This window comes from Nocardioides currus (genome assembly GCF_003057875.1).
Taxonomy (GTDB): domain Bacteria; phylum Actinomycetota; class Actinomycetes; order Propionibacteriales; family Nocardioidaceae; genus Nocardioides; species Nocardioides currus.
Genome location: NZ_PYXZ01000006.1, coordinates 291,981 through 313,325, shown reverse-complemented (window position 1 = coordinate 313,325; position 21,345 = coordinate 291,981). Strand labels below are relative to the sequence as shown.

19 protein-coding genes, 2 tRNA genes and 1 rRNA gene are annotated in these 21,345 nt (G+C 71.2%); 9 read left to right on the top strand and 13 right to left on the bottom strand.

The genetic code is table 11. The features are described from left to right. Window positions 1–97: ribosomal RNA gene (locus tag C7S10_RS15235) — 16S ribosomal RNA — on the bottom strand; the annotation flags it as partial. A 505-nt stretch (window positions 98–602) separates the two neighbouring features. Continuing rightward, the gene (gene tyrS, locus C7S10_RS15230) at window positions 603–1,868 is read right to left on the bottom strand and encodes a tyrosine--tRNA ligase (RefSeq protein WP_243395400.1); all 1,266 of its coding nucleotides are present in this window, start codon (window positions 1,866–1,868) and stop codon (window positions 603–605) included. Window positions 1,869–1,984: 116 nt separating this feature from the next. On the opposite strand from tyrS, the gene C7S10_RS15225 reads away from it, so the two are divergent. Then, complete coding sequence (locus C7S10_RS15225) at window positions 1,985–3,391, top strand: serine/threonine-protein kinase (RefSeq protein ID WP_165807165.1); 1,407 nt, start codon at window positions 1,985–1,987, stop codon at window positions 3,389–3,391. Window positions 3,392–3,394: 3 nt separating this feature from the next. Next, window positions 3,395–5,329: an ATP-binding protein gene (locus C7S10_RS15220; protein ID WP_108345270.1), complete on the top strand. Its 1,935-nt coding sequence runs from the start codon at window positions 3,395–3,397 to the stop codon at window positions 5,327–5,329. Here the strand turns inward: C7S10_RS15220 and C7S10_RS15215 are convergent. From C7S10_RS15215 to C7S10_RS15205, 3 genes are all read right to left on the bottom strand, one after another. Next, window positions 5,327–5,400, bottom strand: a tRNA-Ile gene (locus C7S10_RS15215). The genes C7S10_RS15220 and C7S10_RS15215 overlap by 3 nt on opposite strands. Before the next feature lie 50 nt (window positions 5,401–5,450). Continuing rightward, a complete protein-coding gene (locus C7S10_RS15210) occupies window positions 5,451–6,641 on the bottom strand; it encodes a molybdopterin-dependent oxidoreductase (RefSeq protein WP_108345269.1) in 1,191 nt (396 codons plus the stop codon). Window positions 6,642–6,689: 48 nt separating this feature from the next. Beyond that, a complete protein-coding gene (locus tag C7S10_RS15205) occupies window positions 6,690–7,673 on the bottom strand; it encodes a GNAT family N-acetyltransferase (protein WP_165807164.1) in 984 nt (327 codons plus the stop codon). A gap of 60 nt (window positions 7,674–7,733) precedes the next feature. Between C7S10_RS15205 and C7S10_RS15200 the strand changes: the two genes are divergently transcribed. From C7S10_RS15200 to C7S10_RS15190, 3 genes are read left to right on the top strand one after another with little or no spacing between them, the layout of a single operon-like run. Continuing rightward, on the top strand, window positions 7,734–8,480 hold the full coding sequence (locus tag C7S10_RS15200; protein WP_243395399.1) for a PIG-L deacetylase family protein: 747 nt from the start codon (window positions 7,734–7,736) through the stop codon (window positions 8,478–8,480). A gap of 35 nt (window positions 8,481–8,515) precedes the next feature. Next, window positions 8,516–9,985 carry a hypothetical protein gene (locus C7S10_RS15195; protein ID WP_108345267.1) on the top strand — a complete coding sequence of 490 codons (1,470 nt, stop codon included), beginning with the start codon at window positions 8,516–8,518 and terminating at the stop codon, window positions 9,983–9,985. After that, window positions 9,982–10,953, top strand: coding sequence for a phosphatase PAP2 family protein (locus tag C7S10_RS15190; protein WP_108345266.1), 972 nt, complete (start codon window positions 9,982–9,984; stop codon window positions 10,951–10,953). The genes C7S10_RS15195 and C7S10_RS15190 overlap by 4 nt, the downstream gene beginning before the upstream one ends. Window positions 10,954–10,971: 18 nt before the next feature. On the opposite strand, the gene C7S10_RS15185 is transcribed toward C7S10_RS15190, so the two are convergent. The 3 genes from C7S10_RS15185 to dnaG form a co-directional block, all read right to left on the bottom strand. Next, window positions 10,972–11,044, bottom strand: a tRNA-Asn gene (locus C7S10_RS15185). Between the two features lie 64 nt (window positions 11,045–11,108). Beyond that, window positions 11,109–11,606: a hypothetical protein gene (locus C7S10_RS15180; RefSeq protein WP_207769394.1), complete on the bottom strand. Its 498-nt coding sequence runs from the start codon at window positions 11,604–11,606 to the stop codon at window positions 11,109–11,111. Beyond that, the gene (dnaG, locus tag C7S10_RS15175) at window positions 11,603–13,510 is read right to left on the bottom strand and encodes a DNA primase (RefSeq protein WP_108345265.1); all 1,908 of its coding nucleotides are present in this window, start codon (window positions 13,508–13,510) and stop codon (window positions 11,603–11,605) included. The genes C7S10_RS15180 and dnaG overlap by 4 nt, the downstream gene beginning before the upstream one ends. Window positions 13,511–13,595: 85 nt before the next feature. Here dnaG and C7S10_RS15170 point away from each other — a divergent pair, with 85 nt between their 5' ends. Genes C7S10_RS15170 through C7S10_RS15160 form a run of 3 tightly spaced genes read left to right on the top strand, consistent with a single transcriptional unit; the run spans window position 13,596 to window position 14,597 of the window. Continuing rightward, complete coding sequence (locus C7S10_RS15170; protein WP_108345264.1) at window positions 13,596–13,997, top strand: phage holin family protein; 402 nt, start codon at window positions 13,596–13,598, stop codon at window positions 13,995–13,997. After that, window positions 13,990–14,241, top strand: coding sequence for a DUF3618 domain-containing protein (locus C7S10_RS15165; protein WP_108345263.1), 252 nt, complete (start codon window positions 13,990–13,992; stop codon window positions 14,239–14,241). Before C7S10_RS15170 ends, C7S10_RS15165 begins: the two co-directional genes overlap by 8 nt. A gap of 23 nt (window positions 14,242–14,264) precedes the next feature. Next, entirely contained in the window at window positions 14,265–14,597 is a 333-nt protein-coding gene (locus C7S10_RS15160) for a hypothetical protein (protein ID WP_207769393.1), read from the top strand. A gap of 24 nt (window positions 14,598–14,621) precedes the next feature. On the opposite strand, the gene C7S10_RS15155 is transcribed toward C7S10_RS15160, so the two are convergent. The 3 genes from C7S10_RS15155 to dusB all read right to left on the bottom strand — a co-directional run bounded on the left by C7S10_RS15155 (window position 14,622) and on the right by dusB (window position 18,109). After that, window positions 14,622–15,887, bottom strand: coding sequence for a deoxyguanosinetriphosphate triphosphohydrolase (locus C7S10_RS15155; protein WP_108345262.1), 1,266 nt, complete (start codon window positions 15,885–15,887; stop codon window positions 14,622–14,624). 24 nt (window positions 15,888–15,911) lie between these two features. After that, a complete protein-coding gene (locus C7S10_RS15150) occupies window positions 15,912–16,796 on the bottom strand; it encodes a VldE C-terminal domain-containing protein (protein WP_108345261.1) in 885 nt (294 codons plus the stop codon). Window positions 16,797–16,972: 176 nt separating this feature from the next. Beyond that, window positions 16,973–18,109 (bottom strand): tRNA dihydrouridine synthase DusB, encoded by a 1,137-nt coding sequence (dusB, locus tag C7S10_RS15145; protein WP_423802717.1) that lies wholly within the window; start codon window positions 18,107–18,109, stop codon window positions 16,973–16,975. Between the two features lie 64 nt (window positions 18,110–18,173). Between dusB and C7S10_RS22285 the strand changes: the two genes are divergently transcribed. Beyond that, a complete protein-coding gene (locus C7S10_RS22285) occupies window positions 18,174–19,304 on the top strand; it encodes an endonuclease/exonuclease/phosphatase family protein (protein ID WP_207769392.1) in 1,131 nt (376 codons plus the stop codon). Here the strand turns inward: C7S10_RS22285 and C7S10_RS15135 are convergent. Both C7S10_RS15135 and C7S10_RS15130 read right to left on the bottom strand, forming a co-directional pair. Beyond that, window positions 19,301–19,906: a hypothetical protein gene (locus C7S10_RS15135; RefSeq protein WP_108345259.1), complete on the bottom strand. Its 606-nt coding sequence runs from the start codon at window positions 19,904–19,906 to the stop codon at window positions 19,301–19,303. The genes C7S10_RS22285 and C7S10_RS15135 overlap by 4 nt on opposite strands. 22 nt (window positions 19,907–19,928) lie before the next feature. Further along, entirely contained in the window at window positions 19,929–21,329 is a 1,401-nt protein-coding gene (locus C7S10_RS15130; protein ID WP_108345258.1) for a glycine--tRNA ligase, read from the bottom strand. Window positions 21,330–21,345: the final 16 nt, after the last annotated feature.

The window sequence follows — 21,345 nt, the reverse complement described above, 5'->3', positions numbered from 1 at the left end:
CCGCTCGAGTACCACCGAAGTGGCCTTTCCGCTCGACTTGCATGTGTTAAGCACGCCGCCAGCGTTCGTCCTGAGCCAGGATCAAACTCTCCATCGAAAAATGAAAAATCCAACCCCAACAAAACAAACCCTGACAAAAAAACATCTGTCAAGAATCATCATTGTCGGAAAAAACATAACCCCCATACAAGATGGAAGCATCAAACTAATTCGTCGACTATGACACACTGTTGAGTTCTCAAACATCAGACGCACACTGTGCTGATTCGCTCTCGCGAACTTCGCTGCAGCAGCTTGATGGTCGTACGTTATGAGGTGTGTTTCCTCAGGAGCAAATCCTGGGCCTTTCGCACCTCACCCCTCTCAGCGTCTCGAACCGTGAGGCTCGACGTGGTGAGAGAGAGTGGCCGACTCGGGAGCCGGAAGCCCGGCCTTCTGGCCTTGCTTCCCGCCGCATCCCGGCGACAGGAGGAAACATTAGGCACATGCCGACGATCATGCAAATCGAAACGGTGTGACCGCGGCCACGTCGGCGTCTGTTTCAGTGTTTGTGCAGGTCAGAGGGCTGGAACCGCCTGTCCTGACACGCCGCGCCAAGCGTGTCAGGACACCTCGACGCCGGCGAACTTCTTCTTCCCCCGCCGCAGCACCAGCCAGGACCCGGCCAGCAGGTCCGACTCGGAGACCACGAGCTCGGGGTCCTCGACCCGCACGTTGTTGAGGTACGCGCCCCCCTCGGCCACCGTGCGACGCGCCTCGCCCTTGCTCTTGGTCAGGCCTGTCTCCACGAACAGGTCGAGGACGGCGGGCAGGGCGTCGCGGCGTACGGACGTGGTCCCGGCCTCCCCCAGGGCGGCCGCGAGGGTGCCGGCGCTGAGCGAGGTCAGGTCGCCCCCGCCGAACAGGGCGCCGGCCGCGGCCTTCGCCTGCTCCGTCTCGCCCTCCCCGTGCACCAGCGTGGTGACCTCGTCGGCCAGCCGCTTCTGCGCCGCGCGCAGGAAGGGCTTCTCGGTGGTCTGGGCCGCCAGGTCCTCGATCTCCTCGCGGGACAGGAAGGTGAAGATCTTGAGCATCTCCACGACCTTCTCGTCCTCGACGTTGAGCCAGAACTGGTGGAAGGCGTAGGGGGACATCATCTCGGCGTCGAGCCACAGGGCCCCGCCCTCGGTCTTGCCGTACTTCGTGCCGTCGGCCTTGGTGACCAGCGGGGTGGCGAAGGCGTGTGCCTGTCCCCCGCCCGCGCGCCGGATGAGCTCGGCGCCACCGGTGATGTTGCCCCACTGGTCGGACCCGCCGAACTGGAGCGTGACGCCGTGCTCCCTGTTGAGCGACAAGAAGTCCATCGACTGCAGCAGGACGTAGGAGAACTCGGTGTAGCTGATGCCCGACTCGAGCCGTCGCTTCACCGTGTCGCGGGCGAGCATCCGGTTGACCGGGAAGTGCTTGCCGATGTCGCGCAGGAAGTCGATCACCGACATCGACGCGGTCCAGTCGTAGTTGTTGACCACGGTCGCGGCGTTGTCGCCGTCGAAGCTCACGAAGCCCGACACCTGCCGGCGTACGCGATCGGTCCAGTCCTTGACCGTGTCGAGGCTGTTGAGCGTGCGCTCCCCCGAGTCCTTCGGGTCGCCGATCATGCCGGTGGCACCGCCGACGAGGACGTACGGCGTGTGGCCGGCGTCCTGGAGGCGACGCGCGGTGACGAGCTGGACCAGGTTGCCCATGTGCAGGCTCGGTGCCGTGGGGTCGAAGCCGACGTAGAAGCGAACGCTCCCGGCGCCCAGGGCGTCGCGCAGCTCCGCCGGGTCGGTCGAGTGGGCGACGAGGCCGCGCCATTCGAGTTCGTCGAGGACGTTCGGGGTCGACACGCTGGTCCTTCCGGTGGGGTTCTGCCGGCCGTTGCCGACGGCACCAGCCTGCCAGATCGGCCGTCCACCTAGCATGGCGATGCACCGGACCGCGGACCGAGAGGATGAGCAGGACGTTGATCGCAGGCAGGTACTCGCTCGGTCGTGAGCTGGGTCGCGGCGGGATGGGCTCGGTCCACCTCGCGCGCGACGAGGTGCTGGGCCGGGAGGTCGCGATCAAGCGCATCGGCATGCTGCCCGGCGCGACCGGACCCGACCTGGCACGTGCCGAGCGCGAGGCACGGCTGGCCGCCATGCTCAACCACCCGCACGTGGTCTCCGTGTTCGACCTGGTGGCGGACCAGGACCAGCACTGGCTCGTCATGGAGTACGTCGACGGGCAGTCGCTCGCCGACCGGATCCGTGCCGAGGGGGCCCTGGACCACGCGGCCGCGGCGCAGGTCATGTGGCAGGTCGCCGACGCACTCGCCTCCGCCCACGCGGCCGGCATCACCCACCGCGACGTCAAGCCGTCCAACATCCTCCTGAGCACCAGCGGCGAGGCCAAGCTCACCGACTTCGGCATCGCGCGGTCCACGGCGGACGCAAGCCTGACCCAGACCGGCCTGGTGACCGGGTCCCCCGCCTATCTCGCCCCGGAGGTGGCCTCGGGATCGGGTGCGAGCGCCGCCAGCGACGTGTGGTCGCTGGGCGCGACGCTGTTCCACGTGCTGTCCGGCCACGCGGCGTACGACGTCGGCGACAACCTGATCGGCGGGCTCTACAAGATCGTGCACGAGGAGCCACCGCGGCTCGCGGACGCCGGCGCCTTCGACACGCTGCTGCGCGCGACGATGGCCCGTGAGCCGTCGGACCGGTGGCCGATGGAGCGGGTGCGCGACCGGCTGGCCGAGATCCGCCTCGACCCGGCCGCCGAGGGCGTGACGTCGACGACCACCCTCGTCACGGATCCCTCGCCTGCCTCCGACACCTCGCCGGTGACCGAGGTGATCCCGCCGGTCCCGCCGGTGGAGCCGGTCACGCCCGTGGAGCCCGACGGTCGGCCGAGACGTCGCGCGGTGTGGCCCTGGCTGGCGGCGCTCGGTGCGGCGGTGCTCGCGGTCGTGCTCGTGCTCGCCCTCACCGACGACGACCCGGCCGACGAGCCGAAGCAGGAGGAGCCCACGGCCGCCCCGACGAGCGAGACGACCAGCGACTCCCCCACCACGCCGGCGGTCGACACCGACCAGGAGATCCGCGACTTCATCACCACCTACCTCGACACCGTGACGACCGACCGGCGAGCGACGTACGCCATGCTCACCGCCGACTTCAAGGCCGAGTCGGGCGGCTTCGCCGGCTACAGCCGGTTCTGGCGCACGATCGCGTCGGCGACGCCGAGCAACATCGTCGTGGACGCTGAGGACCTCACCGTGTCGTACGACGTCGACTACCGCACCGTCTCCGGCGGGAGCGACGGCGGCTCGGTCCGCCTTCAGCTCGAGCGCGTCGACGGCGGATATCTCATCGCCGGCGAAGGCTGAGGCTTGTCCGACTTCAGGCGGGGCGACCACGCCTCCGCCGACGCGTTCTTCCAGCACCTCGTCGAGACCTCGACGGACGGCCTGTGGCTCATCGACTTCGACGGACGCACCGTCTACGCCAACGCCAGGGTCGCGGAGATGCACGGCATCAGCGTCTCCGAGCTGGGTGGGCTGAGCGTCTTCGACGTGCTGGACGACCGCGGCAAGGAGTCGTTCCGGGGGCACCTGGAGCGGCTGCGCGCAGGCATGGTGGAGCAGGATGACGAGGAGAGCCTGCTCGTGCGCCGTGACGGCACCGGCCGCTGGGTGCTGGTGAGCTCGCAGGCGGTGATGCACCCGACCAGTGGCGAGCCGTGCGTCCTGCTGCGGCTCAGCGACTTCTCACGCCGTCGACAGGAGCGTGACGAGCTGACACGGGCGAAGGCGGCCTTCGCGGAGGCTCGCGACAGCGCCGTGGCCGAGTCGCAGCAGAAGTCGGAGTTCCTGGCGACGGTCAGCCACGAGATCCGCACGCCGCTCAACGGCGTCCTCGGCCTCAACGAGCTGCTGCTGGCCACCGACCTCGACGACGAGCAGCGTCGGCTCGCCACCGGCGTCGGCCAGTCCGGACGCCTGCTGCTCGAGCTGGTCAGCGACGTCCTCGACTTCAGCAAGGTCGACGCCGGGCGGCTGGACCTCGAGGAGGTGGAGTTCGACGTGCGCGTGGTCGTGGACCAGGTCGTCGACCCGGTGCGCGAGGCGGCCCACGGCAAGGGGCTCGGCTTCTCGGTGTCGTACGACGACCTCGACCACCGCGTCGTCCGCGGCGACCCGACGCGGCTGGCCCAGGTGTGCGGCAACCTGCTGTCGAACGCGCTGAAGTTCACCGACGAGGGACGGGTGGACGTCGTGGTCTCCTCGGAGGCCGTCGGTGAGGCGACCCGTCTGCGGGTCAGCGTCGTCGACACGGGGATCGGCATCGACGGCGACGCGGCGGACGTCTTCGCGCCGTTCCAGCAGGCGGACTCCTCGACCTCGCGCGTCTTCGGCGGCACGGGCCTCGGTCTCGCGATCTCGCGCGACCTCGCCGAGGCGATGGGTGGCGAGGTGCAGTTCGACAGCGTCGTCGGCCGGGGCACGACGTTCTGGTTCACCTGCCTGGTCGCGCCGGTGGACGCGGGTCACGCCGCACCGTCGACCGACGCCGTCAGGGCGACGACGCAGGTCCCACGGCGCGTCCTCGTCGTCGAGGACAACGAGGTCAACCAGATGGTGGCGAGGGGGTTCCTGCACTCGCTCGGCCACTCGGTCGAGACGGCGAGCGACGGGCTCGCGGCGGTCGCGCTGCTCGGTCGTGATTCGTTCGACCTGGTGCTGATGGACGTGCAGATGCCACGCCTGGACGGCTACGCGACGACGCGGCGGATCCGGTCGGCCGAGCCCGCCGGCAGCCGCATCCCGATCGTCGCGATGACCGCCAACGCCGTCGCGGGTGAGCGGGAGCGCTGCCTGTCCGCCGGCATGGACGACTTCCTGACCAAGCCCGTCGACCGGGAGGACCTGGCCCGCGTCCTCGCGAGCTGGGTGGGAGACAAGCCGCCCGCGGTGGCACCGGCGACGCGGCCGCCCGTCCTCGACCGCGCGCGCCTGGCGCTCCTGGCCGACGAGGACCTGGGCGGGGCCGACTACCTCGGGCGCGTGCTCGGCCGCTTCGAGACGGGCGGGCCCGCGATGGTGACGGCGATCGAGGACGCGCGGACGGTCGAGGACCTTCAGTTCGCCGCCCACAAGCTCGCCGGCACCGCCGCGAACATCGGGTTCGGTCGCATGGCCGACGTCGCTCGCGACCTCGAGGAGCAGGCCCGCGGCGGCGCCGTACGCGCACCTGACGCGCTCCTGGAGGACCTGCGTGCGGCGTTGGGCGAGAGCCTGGACGCGCTGGCCGCGCTGCGCTCGTAGGGCGGGTGGGGCTCGAACCCACGACCCAAGGATTATGAGTCCTCTGCTCTGACCGACTGAGCTACCGCCCCCTGATCGGGCGCAGCCTACGCAATGTCCGCGTGGCCGGACGCAGGGCCTCTCAGGCCACGCGGACGGGGTGGCGCACGACGGCGTCGAAGAAGTAGCCGTTGTCGTTGTAGGCGGCGACGAGCGGCTGGGTGCGCCCCGCCTCGTCGGTCGCGCGCGCCCACACCTCCTGGCGACCCGGCCGCGGTCGGGCCCACTGGTAGGACCACTGCGTCCAGCCCTGGTCGTCGCGCCCGCGCCGGTCCAGCACCGCCGGACGCCAGCTCCGGCCGCCGTCGACGCTCACCTCGACGCGGCGGATGGGCGCGGCGCCGCTCCACGACCGACCCGTGAGCCGAGTCGGGCGCGCCGGGATGGCCGCGTCCCACGCCAGCTCGAGCGCCGAGCGGACCGGGTTGACGGTGAGCGGGGGCGAGTCGACCGGGAAGGCGCCGCCGGTCATGCGATACCACTTGGTGTTCCACGGCGAGGTCAGCTGCGAGGTCGACACCTCGAGCGAGCCGAGCCACTTGATGCTGGCGATGCCGACCCAGCCGGGCAGGACGAGCCGCAGCGGGTAGCCGTGGTCGGGCAGCAGCGGGGCCCCGTCGGCGCCCCACGCGAGGAAGGCGTCGTCCAGTGCCTTGTCGACCGGGAAGGGACGGCGCACGCGGCCGTAGTCGACCCCGCCGGTGACGTACGGATCGTCCAGGCCCGTCGCCTGGATCGAGAGGGCGTCCGGGTCGAGCCCGACGGAGGCGAGCAGGTCACGCAGCCACACGCCCTCCCAGCGCACCGTGCCCACCGCTCCCAGCGACCACGCCGTGCCGGAGGCAGGCGTCCCCTGCTGGTCGGCGAAGAAGCGGCGGCCGTTGCCGGTGCACTCGTGCACAGAGGTGAGGCTCGCGCGGCAGCGCGAGCGGAGGTCCGCCAGCGTGAACGACAGTGCGTCGGCCTCCGTGCGTGCGGTCGCGAGCCCGTCGCCGAAGACCTTGAGGGCGTACGTCGCCGCGTCGATCACCGGCGTCGAGGTGTGGTTGCGCACGAACAGCCGCTCCTGCGCGGTCAGGTAGGTGCGCGGGTCGACCGAGTCCCAGCGCATCTCCGCGTTGGTGCCGAAGGGCACGAACCACTCGGGCGGGATCGGCTTGAGGATCGGCCCGGTCGCGGCGACGGCCAGGGTCGGGTGCACGACGGCCGCGCCGCCGACGACCGCGGCCAGGGTGAGGAATCCGCGACGGCTGATGCTGGTGGAGGACCTCATGAGGACATCATAGACGAGTAAGTCGACCTACTCGCTTCACAACTGGCGTCAGTCCTTGACCTGCACCTCGTGCATGCGCTCGACGGCGCGATAGCCGAAGGCGCGGTTGGTCGCCTGCATCGCGGTGTTCTCGGGATCGGTCCAGGTGTGCATCGTCGTCCGCGCCGGGTGCACCGACCGCACCACGTCGTACGTCGCCAGCTTGAGCGCGAGGCCGAGCCGGTGCCCCCGGTGCCCGGGCATGACGAGGGTGTCGTCCTGGATCACCTGGTCCGTGCCGTGGGCGAGGTAGAGGAGGGAGTAGCCACCCATGACGCCGTCCGGCCGGCGGGCCGCGGCGACCACGACGTCGTACGACCTCGACAGCCGCTCCTCCCCCGCCCGGATCCGCTCGGGCGTCATCACGACCGCCTCGAGATCGAGCTCGCCGGTCGGGACGTCGGCGTTCATCTGGGTACGCATGGCGGCGTAGGCCTCGATCAGGTCATCGGGGCAGCGGTCCTGCCAGGTGACGACCTCGTAGCCGCCGGCCGAGGCGGACGCCCGGTCGACGAGGGCACCGACGTGGTCCTGCGGGAGCGGCAGGTCGAGCATGAGGTGGTCCTCCTCGTGGACGGACTCGGCACCCATCTCGCGCGCGAAGGCCAGCGGTCCCTGGTCCTCGACGATGCTGACCTCCCCGATGGCACCGGTGCGCCCGGCCGCGCGACGTCGGGTCGTCGCCTCGGCGTACAACGCGCGACCGATCCCCCGGCGACGGTGCTCGGGCCGGACGGTGATCTCCAGCTCCGCGAGGTGCAGGTTGTCCTGGAGGGAGATGCCGAGCTCGGCGATGCCGACGACCTCGTCGCCGTCGGTGGCCGTGAGCAGCGTGGTGCGCCCGTAGTCGCTGGGGATCCGCACCTGGACGGCCAGCGCCTCGAAGGTGCGGCTCACCGCGTGCGGCCGGTCGTGCGCGATCGAGGTGTCCTCCACGTCGAACCACGCCGTGAGCTGGGCCTCGTCGTGGACGTCGATCTCGCTGATCTCCATGCGGCCATCCGACCAGAGCGGCACTGGCCGCCGCCACCCGATTGCGCGATGCTCAGGGGCATGAGCGACGAGCGAGCGAAGTTCGAGGCACTCCCCGAGGACTGGGACCGGGCCCTGTGCATCGTGGCCCATCCCGACGACCTCGAGTTCGGGGCCGCCGCCGCGGTGGCCCGGTGGACCGGTCAGGGCAAGCAGGTCGGCTACTGCATGGTGACCAGCGGCGAGGCCGGCATCGACGGGATGCACCCCGACGAGTGCCGCACGGTCCGCGAGGCCGAGCAGGTCGAGTCGGCGCGGGTGGTCGGCGTGGACGAGGTCGAGTTCCTGCACCAGCCCGACGGCATCGTGGAGTACGGCGTCCCGCTCCGTCGCCTCCTCGCCGAGGTGATCCGGCGCCACCGACCCGAGGTCGTCATCACCGGCAACTTCCGCGACTCGTGGGGCGGCGCGTCGCTCAACCAGGCCGACCACATCGCGGTCGGGCGCGCGGTGCTGGACGCGGCCCGCGACGCCGGCAACCGCTGGATCTTCCCCGAGCAGCTCACGGGCGACCTCGAGCCGTGGGGCGGCGTCAAGGCCGTCTGGGCGGCCGGCTCGCCCGAGGCGAGGCACGCCGTGGACACCACGGACACCTTCGACGCCGGCGTCGCCTCGCTCGAGGCACACCGCGCCTACATCGACGGCCTCGGCTGGGAGAACTGGGACCCGCGCGAGTTCCTCGAGGGCATGGCCCGTCAGACAGGCGCCGCGTTGGGCGTCGCGTTCGCGGCCCCCTTCGAGGTCTACTCCCTGGGCTGGGGCGACTGAACCGGTCGATTGGCTCCCTGAGGCAGGATCGGGGGGTGCCGTCCCGCCTGACCTCGCGTCCCGCCCTGACGGTCGGGATGCTGGCGCTGCTGGCCCTGCTCGCGTGGCTGCCGGTGCTGTGGATCGGCCCGACGGCCGACGAGTCCGGCTACCTGATGATCGCCCGACAGTGGAGCCACGGCAGCTCGCTGTACGGCGACTACTGGGTCGACCGCCCGCCGCTGCTGCTCATCCTGTTCTCGCTGGCGGCGGCCGGCGGCGGGACGACAGCGCTGCGCCTCCTCGGGATGACGGCCGTGGTCGTGTCCGTCCTCCTCGCCGCACGCATCGGGCGGCTCGCGGCACCCGCGGACCGGACGGCACCGGTCGTCGGCGCCGCGACCGCGACGGTGTTCCTCGCCGACCCGCTCTTCGGGAGGGGCGCGGTCAACGGTGAGCTCCTGGCGCTGCCGCTGGTGTTGTCGGGACTGACCGCGCTGCTCGAGGCGCGCGCCCGGCCCGGTCGCCGCGGCGCCACCGCGTGGTGGGCGGCGGCCGGCGCCGCGGCCGCCGGCGCCGCGTTGGTGAAGCAGAACTTCGTCGACGTCTTCCTCGTGGCCGCCGTGCTGCTGCTCGTCCCCGTCGCCGGCGTGCGCCGGCTCCGTGCCGCGGCTGCGCTCGTCGCAGGTGCCGCGGGCGTGGTCACCGGGGTGCTGGCCTACGCCGCGTCCCGGGGCACCGACCCGGCGGGCCTGTGGGAGGCGGTGGTGGTCTTCCGGGTGGACGCGGGCCGGGTGATCGACGCGGCGGCCAGCGGGGCGACCCCGTTGCGCGCGGCCCGCCTCGGCCTCGTCCTGGCCGTCAGCGGAGGCCTGGCCCTGCTCGTCCTCGGAGCGCGTCGCCTCCTGCGGGCCCCGACCCCCGACGGGCTGGACCTCCGTCTGGCGGCGGTGGTCCTCGTGACCTGGGAGGTCGTGGCGATGGCGGCCGGGGGCAGCTACTGGCTGCACTACCTGACCGGGATCGTCCCGGGCCTGGTCGTCCTGACGACCGTCGCCGCCGACGGGCCGGCTGCGGCGCAGGCGTCCTGGCGGAGGTGGCGCACGCGGCTGCTCGGATGGGCCACCGCGGTGACCGCGGTCGCGCTCGTCGTGGTCGCGCTCTTCCCGGTGCCGACCAAGGAGCGCGTGGCGGCCTACCTCGACGACCATGCCCACCGTGGTGACACCGCCGTCGTGGCCTTCGGCAAGCCCGACATCCTGTACGGCGCCGGCCTGGACAGCCCCTACCCGCTGCTGTGGAGCCTGCCCGTGCGGGTCCTCGACCCCCACCTCCTCCGGCTCGGCCGCGTGCTCGCCTCCCCCGACCGCCCGACGTGGGTGGTCGCCGGTCGTGCCGGGCTGTCCGGGTGGGGGTTGACCCCCGCCCGACGGGTGCTCGACACGTTCGAGCGTCACTACCGCGCCGTCGCCGAGGTCGACGACATGGTGATCTACCTCGTCCGTGCCCGAGGGGCGGCCTCGTGACCCAGCAGCTCACGAAGCCGCCGACGAGCCGGCCGCGCGCGCGACGCATCCGCGTGGCCGGCGTCGTCGCCTACCTCGCGGCGCTGGCCACATGGGTCGCGCTGTTCGGTCTGCCCAAGCAGACCCTGTTCGTGATCGGCTGGATGTGGCTGGCCGGGGTCGCATGGGACCTGCGGCGTCCGTGGCGCGACCACCTCGCCTTCCTCCGCGACTGGTGGCCGATCGCCGCACTGCTGGTCGTCTACCTCTACAGCCGCGGCCTGTCCGACGACCTGACCTTCGTCTCCGTGCACGTCACCGAGCCGATCGCCGCCGACCGGTGGCTGTTCAGGGGCACCGTGCCCACGGAGTGGCTCCAGTCCCACCTGTGCGGGACCCCGTGCGAGCGGTCCTCGGCGCCGCGGTGGTACGACGTCGTCCTCACCACGGTCTACTACTCGCACTTCTTCGTCTCGCTCATCGTCGGCGGCGTGCTGTGGGTGCGTGACCGGGCCGTGTGGATCGGCTACATGCGCCGCTACGTGTCCCTGACGGCGCTCGCCCTCGCCGTCTACATCGTCTACCCCATGGCGCCGCCGTGGATGGCCGCCCGAGACGGCCACCTGTCCCCTGATGTCCACCGCATCACCGGTCGCGGGTGGTGGGACCTCGGGCACTCGGGTGGCAGCGTGCGCGGCACCGGTGGCGGCGCCCACGAGCAGTTCTCGGCGGTGGGCAACCAGGTGGCGGCCATGCCCTCGTTGCACGCCGCGTTGGCCCTGTTCGTCGCCACCTTCGCGGTCCTCCACTGGCGGAGCCCGTGGCGCTGGGTGGTGCTCGGCTATCCGCTCGCGATGTCCTTCGCCCTCGTCTACTACGCCGAGCACTACGTCATCGACATCCTCGCCGGATTCCTGGCCGCGGCTGTCGTCATGCTCGGCTGGGGTGCGTGGGAGCGTCGGGGACGACGAAGGGCCCGACGTCGATGACGTCGGGCCCTCCTCAGGCTCCCCCGGTTGGACTCGAACCAACAACCCTCCGGTTAACAGCCGAATGCTCTGCCAGTTGAGCTACAGGGGATCGCTTGTGCAGCGGTGGGAAACCTTAGCAAGCACCCTCGGCGGGTGAGAAATCAGTGGGCGATCTACAGGCCGACGTCGGCCCGGGCCGCAGCCAGGGCGGCCTCGGAGGCCTCACGCACGTCCGGATCGTCGGGGTCGACGCCCTCGTCGTACTCGAAGAACCAGGCGATCTCACCGGTGCCTCGCGGTGGGCGGCGACCGATCACGCGCACGCCACGACGGCCCGCCACTGGCACGTGGCGCTGCAGGACGATGCTCGCCGTCACGCGCTCGCGGACGAGCTCGAGGAGCCGGCCGGGCTCGGCGAGCGGGACGGCGTGGACGACCTTCTCCTCGCCCCACGCGGCGACCAGACCGATGCGGAAGACCTCCTCGTCACGGTCCCAGGTGGCGGTCTCGACCAGCTCCCACGGCAGACGGGTGACCGGGTCGCCCCCGAGGTAGAACGCGTCGCGGGTGCCGGCGAGCGGCACCCCGTCGGTCGACTCCGCGGTGGCGAGCACGCGCTCGCCCGCCCCGATCGCGATGCCCGACGAGGTGCGCCGCAGCACCGGCCTCACTGCGACCTCATCTGCTGGTCGCGCAGGTTGCGACGGTGCTGCTCGAGCGCCACCAGCTCACCGAACATCTTGTTGTACGCCGCTGCGTGCTCGACGGGGTTGGTGCGCTGGAGCCGGGACTTCAGCTCCGCGATGCGTCGCATGGTGGTCAGCTCCTGGAGGCGGTAGACGTGCATGGCGACGTACGTCGGAGTGGGCGCGTCGGGCGTCAGGACCGGCTCCACGCCGAGCTCGCTGATGGCCGACGACACGGCGGGGTCGGTCACGGACGAACGGACCTTGGTGCTCCAGCCCTGGTCCTCGACGCCGGCTGCCGGGCCACCGGCGCCCGCGATCGCCTCCCACACCCCGCGGTAGGTCGGGTGGCTGAAGTCGTCGGGGCCGACCCCGTTGATCACCCGCCCCACCGACGCCGGGTGCTGGATGACGATCTTGAGCGTCTCGCGCTCGATCGCGAAGCGCGGGTCGCGCAGGCTCGGCACGGCCGGGCGCTGGGGGGCCGCCTGGTCAGGCGCGGCGTCCGGCTGGGTGGGCCGGCGGTCGCCGCCGCGCCGGTCGGCGGCCGGGCGGGAGGCCCGGGCCGCTGCGCGGCGCACCTCCGAGCGGGCGTCGTCGACCTCGACGCCGATCATCCCGGCGATCTCGCGGGCGAACGCGTCGACCTTGGACTTGTCGCGGATGCTCGAGACCAGGCCGGCCGCCTCGCGCAGGGCGTCGATGCGGCCGTCGGCCCGGTCGAGGTCGTACTTCGAGGCGACGTTGGTGAGGACGAACCGGTAGAGCGGCTGCCGCTTCGCCACGAGCTCGCGCACGGCTGCGTCGCCCTTCTTGATCCGCAGGTCGCACGGGTCGAGCCCGTCGGGCTCGATCGCGACGTAGGTCTGGGAGACGAAGTTCTGGTCGCCGTTGAAGGCCTTGAGCGCTGCCGCCTGCCCGGCCGCGTCGCCGTCGAAGGTGAAGATGACCTCGCCGCGGAACTCCTCGTGGTCGTGCAGGAACCGGCGCAGCACCCGCGCGTGGTCGTCGCCGAAGGCGGTGCCGCACGTCGCGACCGCCGTGGGCACGCCGGAGAGGTGGCAGGCCATGACGTCGGTGTAGCCCTCGACCACGACGGCCTGCGACGACCGCGCCATGTCGCGGCGCGCGAGGTCGATGCCGTAGAGCACCTGGCTCTTCTTGTAGATGGCCGTCTCGGAGGTGTTGAGGTACTTCGCCTCGATCTTGTCGTCGTCGAAGATCCGCCGCGCCCCGAAACCGATGGTGTCGCCGCTGGCGTCGCGGATGGGCCACAGCAGGCGCCCGCGGAAGCGGTCGTAGGCCGAGCGCCCCATGGCGACCAGTCCCGCGGCCACCGACTCCTCGTCGCTCAGCCCCCGCGCTCGCAGGTGGCGGAGCAGCGCCTCGCCGTTGCGGGGGGCGAAGCCGAGCCCGAAGGTCGTCGCGGCGTCCTGGTCGAAGCCGCGCTCGGTGAGGAACCCGCGCGCGGCCGTCGCGTCGACGGACTCCAGCTGGGCGGCGTAGAACTCCTGGGCGATCTTGTTGGCCTCGATCAGGCGGCCCCGGGCCGGCCCCCGCGGGCGCTCGGAGGGACCGTCGCCGTCCTCGCGCCGCAGCTGCACGCCGTACTTCTCTGCGAGCCGCTCCACCGTCTCACCGAAGGTCAGGCCGTCGATCTTCATCAGGAAGGCGATGACGTCGCCGCCCTCCTGGCAACCGAAGCAGTGGAAGAACCCGCGCGAGGGCGTGACGTGGAACGACGGGGACTTCTCGTCGTGGAAGGGGCACAGGCCCTTGAGCGAGCCGCCGCCGGCCTTGCGGAGGGTGACGTAGCCGGAGACGACGTCGTCGATCCGCGCCTTCTCCCGCACCTCGGCGATGTCGTCCTCGCGGATCCTGCCTGCCACGTCGCGGAGTCTACGGGCGCACACCCCCACCCGGCGGGGTGAGGCAGGCTCGTGCGGGCTGGCGGTCTGTGACACGTTGGAGGACATGACTGATCGCGACGCTGCGGACCCGACTCTCGGGGCTCTGGTCCACCAGCTCACCACGCAGGTCCCCGAGCTGATCCGGTCCGAGATCCGGCTCGCCCAGGCCGAGGTCGCCGAGAAGGGCAAGGCGGCCGGCGTCGGCATCGGGATGTTCTCGACGGCCGGGCTGCTGGCGCTCTTCGCGCTGGCGACCCTGATCACCACGGCCATCCTCGGACTCGCCAACGTCGTCGACGCCTGGCTCGCCGCTCTCATCGTGGCCCTCGTGCTGCTGGCGGCGGCGGCCGTGGCGGGGCTGGTGGGCAGGAACAAGCTCGCCGGCGCCACCCCGGCCAAGCCCGAGCTGGCCGTGGAGGGCATCAAGGAGGACATCGCGACGATGAAGGGGCAGCACCATGGCTGAGTCCAGGACTCCGGAGGAGATCGAGGCCGACATCGAGGCGCAGCGCGAGCAGCTGGCCCACACGGTCGACCAGCTCGGCGCCAAGCTCGACGTCAAGTCGCGTGCCCAGGACAAGATGGCCGAGGTGAAGGACCGCGCCACCACCGACACCGGCTCGCCCCGGCCGGAGGTCCTCGCCGCGGCGGGTTCGCTGGCGGCGATGGCCGTCGTGCTGATCGTCTGGCGCCTGCGCCGTACGCACTGAAACCACCACCACAGGAGACCCCCATGAAGAAGCTGCTGCTGCTCGCCGTCGGCGGGATCGGCTACGTCCTCGGCGCGCGCGCCGGGCGCGAGCGCTACGACCAGATCGCCGGGCTGGCCACCAAGGTGAAGAACGACCCGCGCGTCCAGGACGCCGCCCACCAGGCCGCCGAGACCGCCAAGGCCCAGGCGCCCGTGGTCAAGGACAAGGTGAGCTCGGCGGCCGGCACCGCCGCCAGCACGGTCGCCGACAAGGTCAAGCCGTCCGGCAGCAGCACCGACGACCTCGAGGCGCAGCTCAACCCCGACAACGTCGCACTGCAGGACAACCCCTATCCCCAGGGCGACCTGCCCTGAGCGTCGCGGACCGGCGTCGGCGCGTCAGCGGGTGAGCTCGGCGTGCCGGTTGATGGCGCGCGCGTCGGTGTAGGACGCCACCTGGTCGACGATCACCCGCCGGCGGGCGGCATCGTCCTGGGCGACCTGCCAGTCGTCGATGAACGACGGGTCGAGTCCCGAGGGGCCGAGGCGCCACAGCGCCTCGAAGAGCTCCGCCATCAGTGAGCGCTGCCGCTCCATCAGGTCGACCCGGTCCTGCGCCTGCATGACGTAGTGGGCGGCGATCCCCTTGAGGATGCCGATCTCGATCTCGGTCTCGCGCGGCACGACGAGGTCGGCGGCATGGCGAACGAACGGGCCGTCGGAGGCGGCGAAGGTGGCCGTCTGCACGCTGCCGCAGAAGCGCCCGACGAGGTCGCTGGTGAGGTTCTTGATCGCCGCGAGCGAGCGCCGGCTCCCGTCGTACGGCGCTCGCGGCCAGCTCTCCTGGCCGCGCATCGAGGCCAGGGCGGCGGCGAGCTCGGCGTCGTCGCTGTCGGGGAGGTACCACGCCCGCACGGTCTCCCAGAGCGCGTCGAGGTCGAGGCGGGTCAGGTCGAGCCGGTCGGCGACGATGCCGTCCTCGACGTCGTGCACCGAGTAGGCGACGTCGTCGGCGAGGTCCATCACCTGCGCCTCAAGGCACTTGCGGGTGCCGTCGATCCCCTGCCGGAGCCAGTCGAAGACCAGCCGGTCGTCGTCGTAGACCCCGAACTTCACCACGAAGCGCGGGGAGCCATCGGCGTGCACGCCGCCCGGGTCGGCGGCGAGGTCGCGGGTCCAGGGGTACTTCGTGCAGGCGTCGAGCGTGGCGCGGGTGAGGTTGAGCCCGACCGACCCGTCCGCGCCGAAGGTCTTGGCCTCGAGCCGCGTCAGCAGCCGCAGGGTCTGCGCGTTGCCCTCGAAGCCGCCGCAGTCCTGGCTGAGCCCGGCCAGCGCGCGCTCGCCGTTGTGGCCGAACGGAGGGTGGCCGAGGTCGTGCGCCAGCGCGGCGGTCTCGGTGACGTCGGGGTGGCAGCCGAGTGCGCGGGCGAGGTCACGAGCGACCTGCGCGACCTCCAGGCTGTGCGTGAGCCGGTTGCGGACGAAGTCGTCGGACTGCGGACCCACGACCTGGGTCTTCGCGGCCAGGCGCCGGGACGCGGCCGCGTGCACCACCCGGGCGCGGTCGCGCTCGAACGCGGTGCGCACCGGCGCGTCCACCCGCTTGGGTGGCTCCGCGACCAGGCGCTCGCGGTCGGCTTCGCCGTACAGGTCCTCGATGCTCATCGAGCAGCGAGCCTAGTGGTGCCCCTAGTAGACCGTGACGTGCACGTGGTCGTAGTGGTTGGCCGTGGTCGAGCCGCGGTCGGACATCGAGCGCCAGCCCTCGCCGCTGCGCTCGACGGACCAGATGTGCTGGGAGTAGATGATGTACTCGATGCCGAGCGAGGAGTAGTTGGCGCGGAGGAACTCCGCGACGTCCCACCCGGTCTCGCCGCTGGTCATGATGTCGATCGCGCGGCCCTGGCCGTGCTCGCCGTCGCCGCGCCACGTGCCGTAGGACGTGATCTCGGGCCAGTTGGCGCACACGACGTCGTGGATGTCGTAGAGCGCGGCGTGGCCGGCGTCGATCACGGAGCCGTTGGTGCAGGTGCCGCCGAGCGAGGGACCGGACTCAGGCTTCTCCTCGGCGAAGTAGCCGGTGGACACCCAGCGGGCCTGGCCGCCGACGACGACCTCGGCGCGACCGTTGTCCTGGCGACCGGTCAGCAGCACCTTCTCGACGGGGTCGATGACGCCGACCTGCTCGGCCGCCGGATCGGCGCTGGCCCACAGGTTGAGCTCGGTGGTGGTCCACATCTTCGTGTCGGCGCCCTTGATGGCGCGCAGCGTGGCCTTCTTCTCCTGCTTGGCCTCACGCCGGTCCTCACGCCGGTCCTCACGCTTGGCGTCCTTGCGGGCGGCCAGGCGGGACGCGGAACGGGAGACGACGTCGCTGCGGGCGGTGCTGCCGGCACTGCTGGAGATCGCGCTGGTGCCGCTCGAGGCGGCCAGGAAGTCGTCGGTCCGGGGGGTCGCGGTCAGGACTCCGAGGCTGACGGCGGACACCGTCGCCATGATGGCGACGGGCGCTGCGACCTGGATGGCCTTGGGGCGGCGGGCATTGGTTTCCCGCTTGTGGCGATGCTGAGCCACAGCGTTGATCCTTTGCTGCTGGTGTCGGGGGTGTGCGTCAGGCACTCAAGCGGGGAAGGCGAGCGCCGGACACAGTTGAGGAGTCAAACACAGCTTTTCGTCCCTGTCCCAATTCGCAGGCAAGTGTTACCGGGTGTTTCCGCTCACGAGTCCGACACCGGGGCGTGACCGGAGCGTTATCCGCCCGTGACCTCGGCGGCGTCCTCGCGGACGTGCAGGTCGCGTCCGTCGGTGTCGTCGAGCCAGCCGTCCGGCAGCACGACGCGTTTGCGCGGAGCCCCCTGACGGCCTCGAGGGGTGCCCAGCTCGGCGGTCGGGAACGGAGCCGAGTGGTCGAGCTCGGCGAGCAGCACGTCGAGGGTGGCGAGGGAGTCGATCAGGGCCAGCGCCTTGCGCAGCTCCCCGCCCGCGGGGAAGCCCTTGAGGTACCACGTGACGTGCTTGCGGAACTCCTTGCAGCCGCGCTCCTCCCCCATGTGCTCGCTGAGGAGCTCGGCGTGGCGGCGCATCATCCGCGTGACCTCGCCGAGGTCGGGCAGCGTCGCGACCGCGTCGCCGGCGAACGCCGCGGCCAGGTCGCGGAACAGCCACGGGCGACCGAGGCAGCCACGCCCGACGACCACGCCCGCGACGCCGGTCTCCTCGACCATGCGCAGCGCGTCGGCGGCCTCCCAGATGTCGCCGTTGCCCAGCACCGGGATCTCGACGGCCTCGACCAGCTCGCCGATCGCGTCCCAGTCGGCCTGGCCGGAGTAGGCCTGCTCGACGGTCCGTCCGTGCAGCGCGATGGCGGCCGCACCCGTCTCCTGCGCGATCCGACCGGCGTCGAGGAAGGTGAGGTGGTCGTCGTCGAGGCCCTTGCGCGTCTTCATGGTCACCGGCACGTCGTACGCCGCTGCGGCACCCACGGCGGCCGTGAGGATGTCCGCCAGCAACCCGCGCTTCCACGGCAGCGCGCCACCGCCGCCCTTGCGGGTCACCTTGGGGACGGGGCAGCCGAAGTTGAGGTCGACGTGCGCCACGCCGTGGTCGGCGCAGAGGATCTCCACCGCCTTGCCGACGTAGACCGGGTCGGTGCCGTACAGCTGGACGGACCGGACGGACTCGAGCTCGTCGAAGACCAGCATCTTCTGCGTCGTCTCGTCGCCCTCGACCAGGCCGCGGCTGGTGATCATCTCGCAGACGTAGAGCCCGGCGCCCTGCTCGGCGCACAGCCGGCGGTAGGCGGCGTTGGTGATGCCGGCCATCGGCGCGAGCACCACCGGCGTCTCGACGGTGAGCGACCCGAGGGTCAGGGCGGACGAGGCGGACATGGTCCTCATTGTCGCGGCCCGGACGGCACTCCCCAAACCCGCGCCGCTCTGCTTTGGTGGGTCCGTGGCCCGGACGCGGATCGGCTCGTTCAACGTGGAGAACATGTTCGACCGCCCGCGCGCGATGAACAACGCCGACTGGGACGAGGGCCGGCCGGTGCTCGCGGCGCACGCCCGCTTCAACGAGCTGGCGCAGCTCACGGTCTACGACACCGACACCAAGGCCGAGATGCTGGACCTGCTCGAGGTGATGGGGCTGCTGCGCTCCGACACGAGCAGGTTCGCGATCCTGCGCAAGGTCCGGGGCCGGCTGCTGGTCCGCCACCGCGACGGCGAGACGACGCTCGTGGCCGCCGGGCGCTCCGACTGGGTCGGCTGGGTCGAGCTGGTGACGGAGCGCGTCACCGAGCTCGCGACCACGCACACCGCCATGGTCGTGCGCGACGTCGGCGCCGACGTCCTCGGCGTGCTGGAGGCCGAGTCGCGCCCGCTGCTCGAGCTCTTCTCGCGGGCCGCCCTCGCCGAGGTGGGCTCCTCGCCGTACGACGAGGCGCTGCTGATCGACGGCAACGACGACCGGGGCATCGACGTGGGCCTGATGTGCCGCGACGGCCACGGCGTCACCTACATCCGCACCCACATCTTCGACGCGGACGCGGAGGGCCGGATCTTCTCCCGCGACTGCGCGGAGTACCACCTGCTGGTGCCGGGCGGCCAGCGCCTCGTCGTGCTGGTCAACCACCTCAAGTCCAAGGGGTACGGCAGCCCCGGCGACCCGGTCGGTGCCGTCCGACGGGCCCGGCAGGCCGCCCGCGTGGCCGAGATCTACGAGGGCCTGCGCGCCGAGGGGATCGAGCACGTCGCGGTGGTCGGCGACCTCAACGACTGGGCGGGCGGCGGGTCGCTCGACGCGCTGCTCGAGGACACCGACCTGACCGACATCAGCGAGCACCCCGACTTCGAGTGGAACGGGCGTCGCGGCACCTGGGGCAGCGGGAACGAGAAGGACAAGATCGACTACGTCCTCCTCTCCCCCGCGCTCTTCGCGCTCGCCACCGGTGGCGGGGTCTACCGCAAGGGGGTCTACCGCGGGCCCCGCACGCGGGCCGCCTGGGAGGTGTACGACACCCTCACCCGCGACGTCGACCAGGCCTCCGACCACGCCGCGATCTACGCCGACATCGAGTGGCCCTAGCGGCGCTTGCCCTGCTTCTTCGGGGTCGTGGGGACCGCGACGTCGCCGCTCCAGGTGACGGGGGCCGTCTCGAGGGTGGGGTGGAAGGTGATCGACTCGACGTCAGCGCCGGGCGAGGCGAAGAACACCAGGCACGTCTTCACCTGGTCTCCGGTCGCGAACGCATCGGGCAGCGGGCCGGAGTCGCAGGGCCCGAACGGCGACGCGAAGCGCCATGGCGGGCTCAGGCGCTCGGCCGAGTCAGCGAGGTAGAGCGGCACGTCGAGCCCGCCGAGGTCGGCCGCACCCTCGTTCGTGACCACGACGTCGACGTAGTAGGGCTGGTTGTCCGCCGTGATGCCCGAGCCGACGAGGCCCCGGAAGTCGCGGAAGTCGCCCTCGCGGACCCGGTCGACCCGGATCGACAGCTCGCCCGAGAGGTCGGACGTCGGCGCCCACGACACGGTCGCCTCCTCGCCGAAGGCCACCTCGGTCGGCGCCGCCGTGGCGGTCGGGGTGTCGGACGCGTCCGGGATCGCGACCGCGTCCGGTTCCGGGTCGTCCGACGCGCACGACGCGACGGCGCACGCGAGGACGAGGGTCAGGACCGTGGCGCGCAGCATGAGGGCATTGTGCCCGCGCGCATCAGCAGCCGAGGAGCTTCTCGGCGAAGTAGCGGCTGATGCCGTCGAGGCTGACGCGCTCCTGGCTCATCGTGTCGCGCTCGCGCACGGTGACGGCGTCGTCCTCCAGGGTCTCGAAGTCGACGGTCACGCAGAACGGGGTCCCGATCTCGTCCTGGCGGCGGTAGCGACGACCGATGGCGCCGGAGTCGTCGAACTCGACGTTCCAGTTCTCGCGCAGCTCGGCCGAGAGCGCCTTCGCCTTGGGCGAGAGGTCGGCGTTGCGGCTCAGCGGCAGCACCGCGACCTTGACCGGCGCGAGGCGCGGGTCGAGCTTGAGCACGACCCGCTTGTCGACGCCGCCCTTGGTGTTGGGCGCCTCGTCCTCGGTGTAGGCGTCGATCAGGAACGCCATCAGGCTGCGGGTGAGACCGGCCGCCGGCTCGATGACGTAGGGCACGTAGCGCTCGTCGTTGGCCTGGTCGTAGTACGACAGGTCCTTGCCGGAGAACTCGGCGTGCTGCTTGAGGTCGAAGTCCGTGCGGTTGGCGATGCCCTCGAGCTCCTCGAAGTCACGGCCCGAGAACCCGAAGCGGTACTCGATGTCGGTCGTGCCCTTCGAGTAGTGCGACAGCTTCTCGGTCGGGTGCTCGTAGTGGCGCAGGTTGTCGGGGTTGATGCCGAGGTCGACGTACCAGCGCGTGCGCTCCTCGATCCAGTACTGGAACCACGTGTCGTCCTCGCCCGGCTTGACGAAGAACTCCATCTCCATCTGCTCGAACTCGCGGGTGCGGAAGATGAAGTTGCCGGGCGTGATCTCGTTGCGGAAGCTCTTGCCCATCTGGGCGATGCCGAACGGCGGCTTCTGCCGGCTCGAGGTCACGATGTTGGCGAAGTTGAGGAAGATGCCCTGCGCGGTCTCGGGCCGCAGGTAGTGGAGGCCGGACTCGTCCTCGATGACGCCGAGGTAGGTCTTGAGCATCATGTTGAAGTTGCGCGGCTCGGTCCACGCGCCGCGCGTGCCGCAGTTGGGGCAGGCGACCGACTCGTTGATGTCGACGTCGTCGGGGTTGTCGATGCCCTTCTTGGCTGCGAAGTCCTCCTGCAGGTGGTCCTCGCGGAACCGCTTGTGGCACGACTGGCACTCGGTCAGCGGGTCGCTGAACGTCTTGAGGTGGCCCGAGGCCTCCCAGGTGCGGGTCGGCAGGATCACGCTGGAGTCGAGGCCGACGACGTCCTCGCGACGGGTGACCATGAACTTCCACCACTGCCGCTTGATGTTCTCCTTCAGCTCCACACCGAGCGGGCCGTAGTCCCAGGCCGACTTCGTGCCGCCGTAGATCTCGCCGCAGGGGTAGACGAAACCTCGACGCTTGGCGAGCGAGACGACGTTGTCGAGGGCGGTCGGAGCGGCTTTCGGCACGAGCTGAGTCCTTCGG

What these genes read in the sequence shown, in the direction of transcription:
- C7S10_RS15210 (WP_108345269.1), bottom strand. Translation starts at nt 6,641, where the DNA reads ATGAGGTCCTCCACCAGCATCAGCCGTCGCGGATTCCTCACCCTGGCC.
- C7S10_RS15155 (WP_108345262.1), bottom strand. Translation starts at nt 15,887, where the DNA reads ATGAGCATCGAGGACCTGTACGGCGAAGCCGACCGCGAGCGCCTGGTC.
- C7S10_RS15160 (WP_207769393.1), top strand. Translation starts at nt 14,265, where the DNA reads ATGAAGAAGCTGCTGCTGCTCGCCGTCGGCGGGATCGGCTACGTCCTC.
- C7S10_RS15170 (WP_108345264.1), top strand. Translation starts at nt 13,596, where the DNA reads ATGACTGATCGCGACGCTGCGGACCCGACTCTCGGGGCTCTGGTCCAC.
- C7S10_RS15205 (WP_165807164.1), bottom strand. Translation starts at nt 7,673, where the DNA reads ATGGAGATCAGCGAGATCGACGTCCACGACGAGGCCCAGCTCACGGCG.
- C7S10_RS15135 (WP_108345259.1), bottom strand. Translation starts at nt 19,906, where the DNA reads ATGCTGCGCGCCACGGTCCTGACCCTCGTCCTCGCGTGCGCCGTCGCG.
- C7S10_RS15165 (WP_108345263.1), top strand. Translation starts at nt 13,990, where the DNA reads ATGGCTGAGTCCAGGACTCCGGAGGAGATCGAGGCCGACATCGAGGCG.
- C7S10_RS15200 (WP_243395399.1), top strand. Translation starts at nt 7,734, where the DNA reads ATGAGCGACGAGCGAGCGAAGTTCGAGGCACTCCCCGAGGACTGGGAC.
- dusB (WP_423802717.1), bottom strand. Translation starts at nt 18,109, where the DNA reads ATGTCCGCCTCGTCCGCCCTGACCCTCGGGTCGCTCACCGTCGAGACG.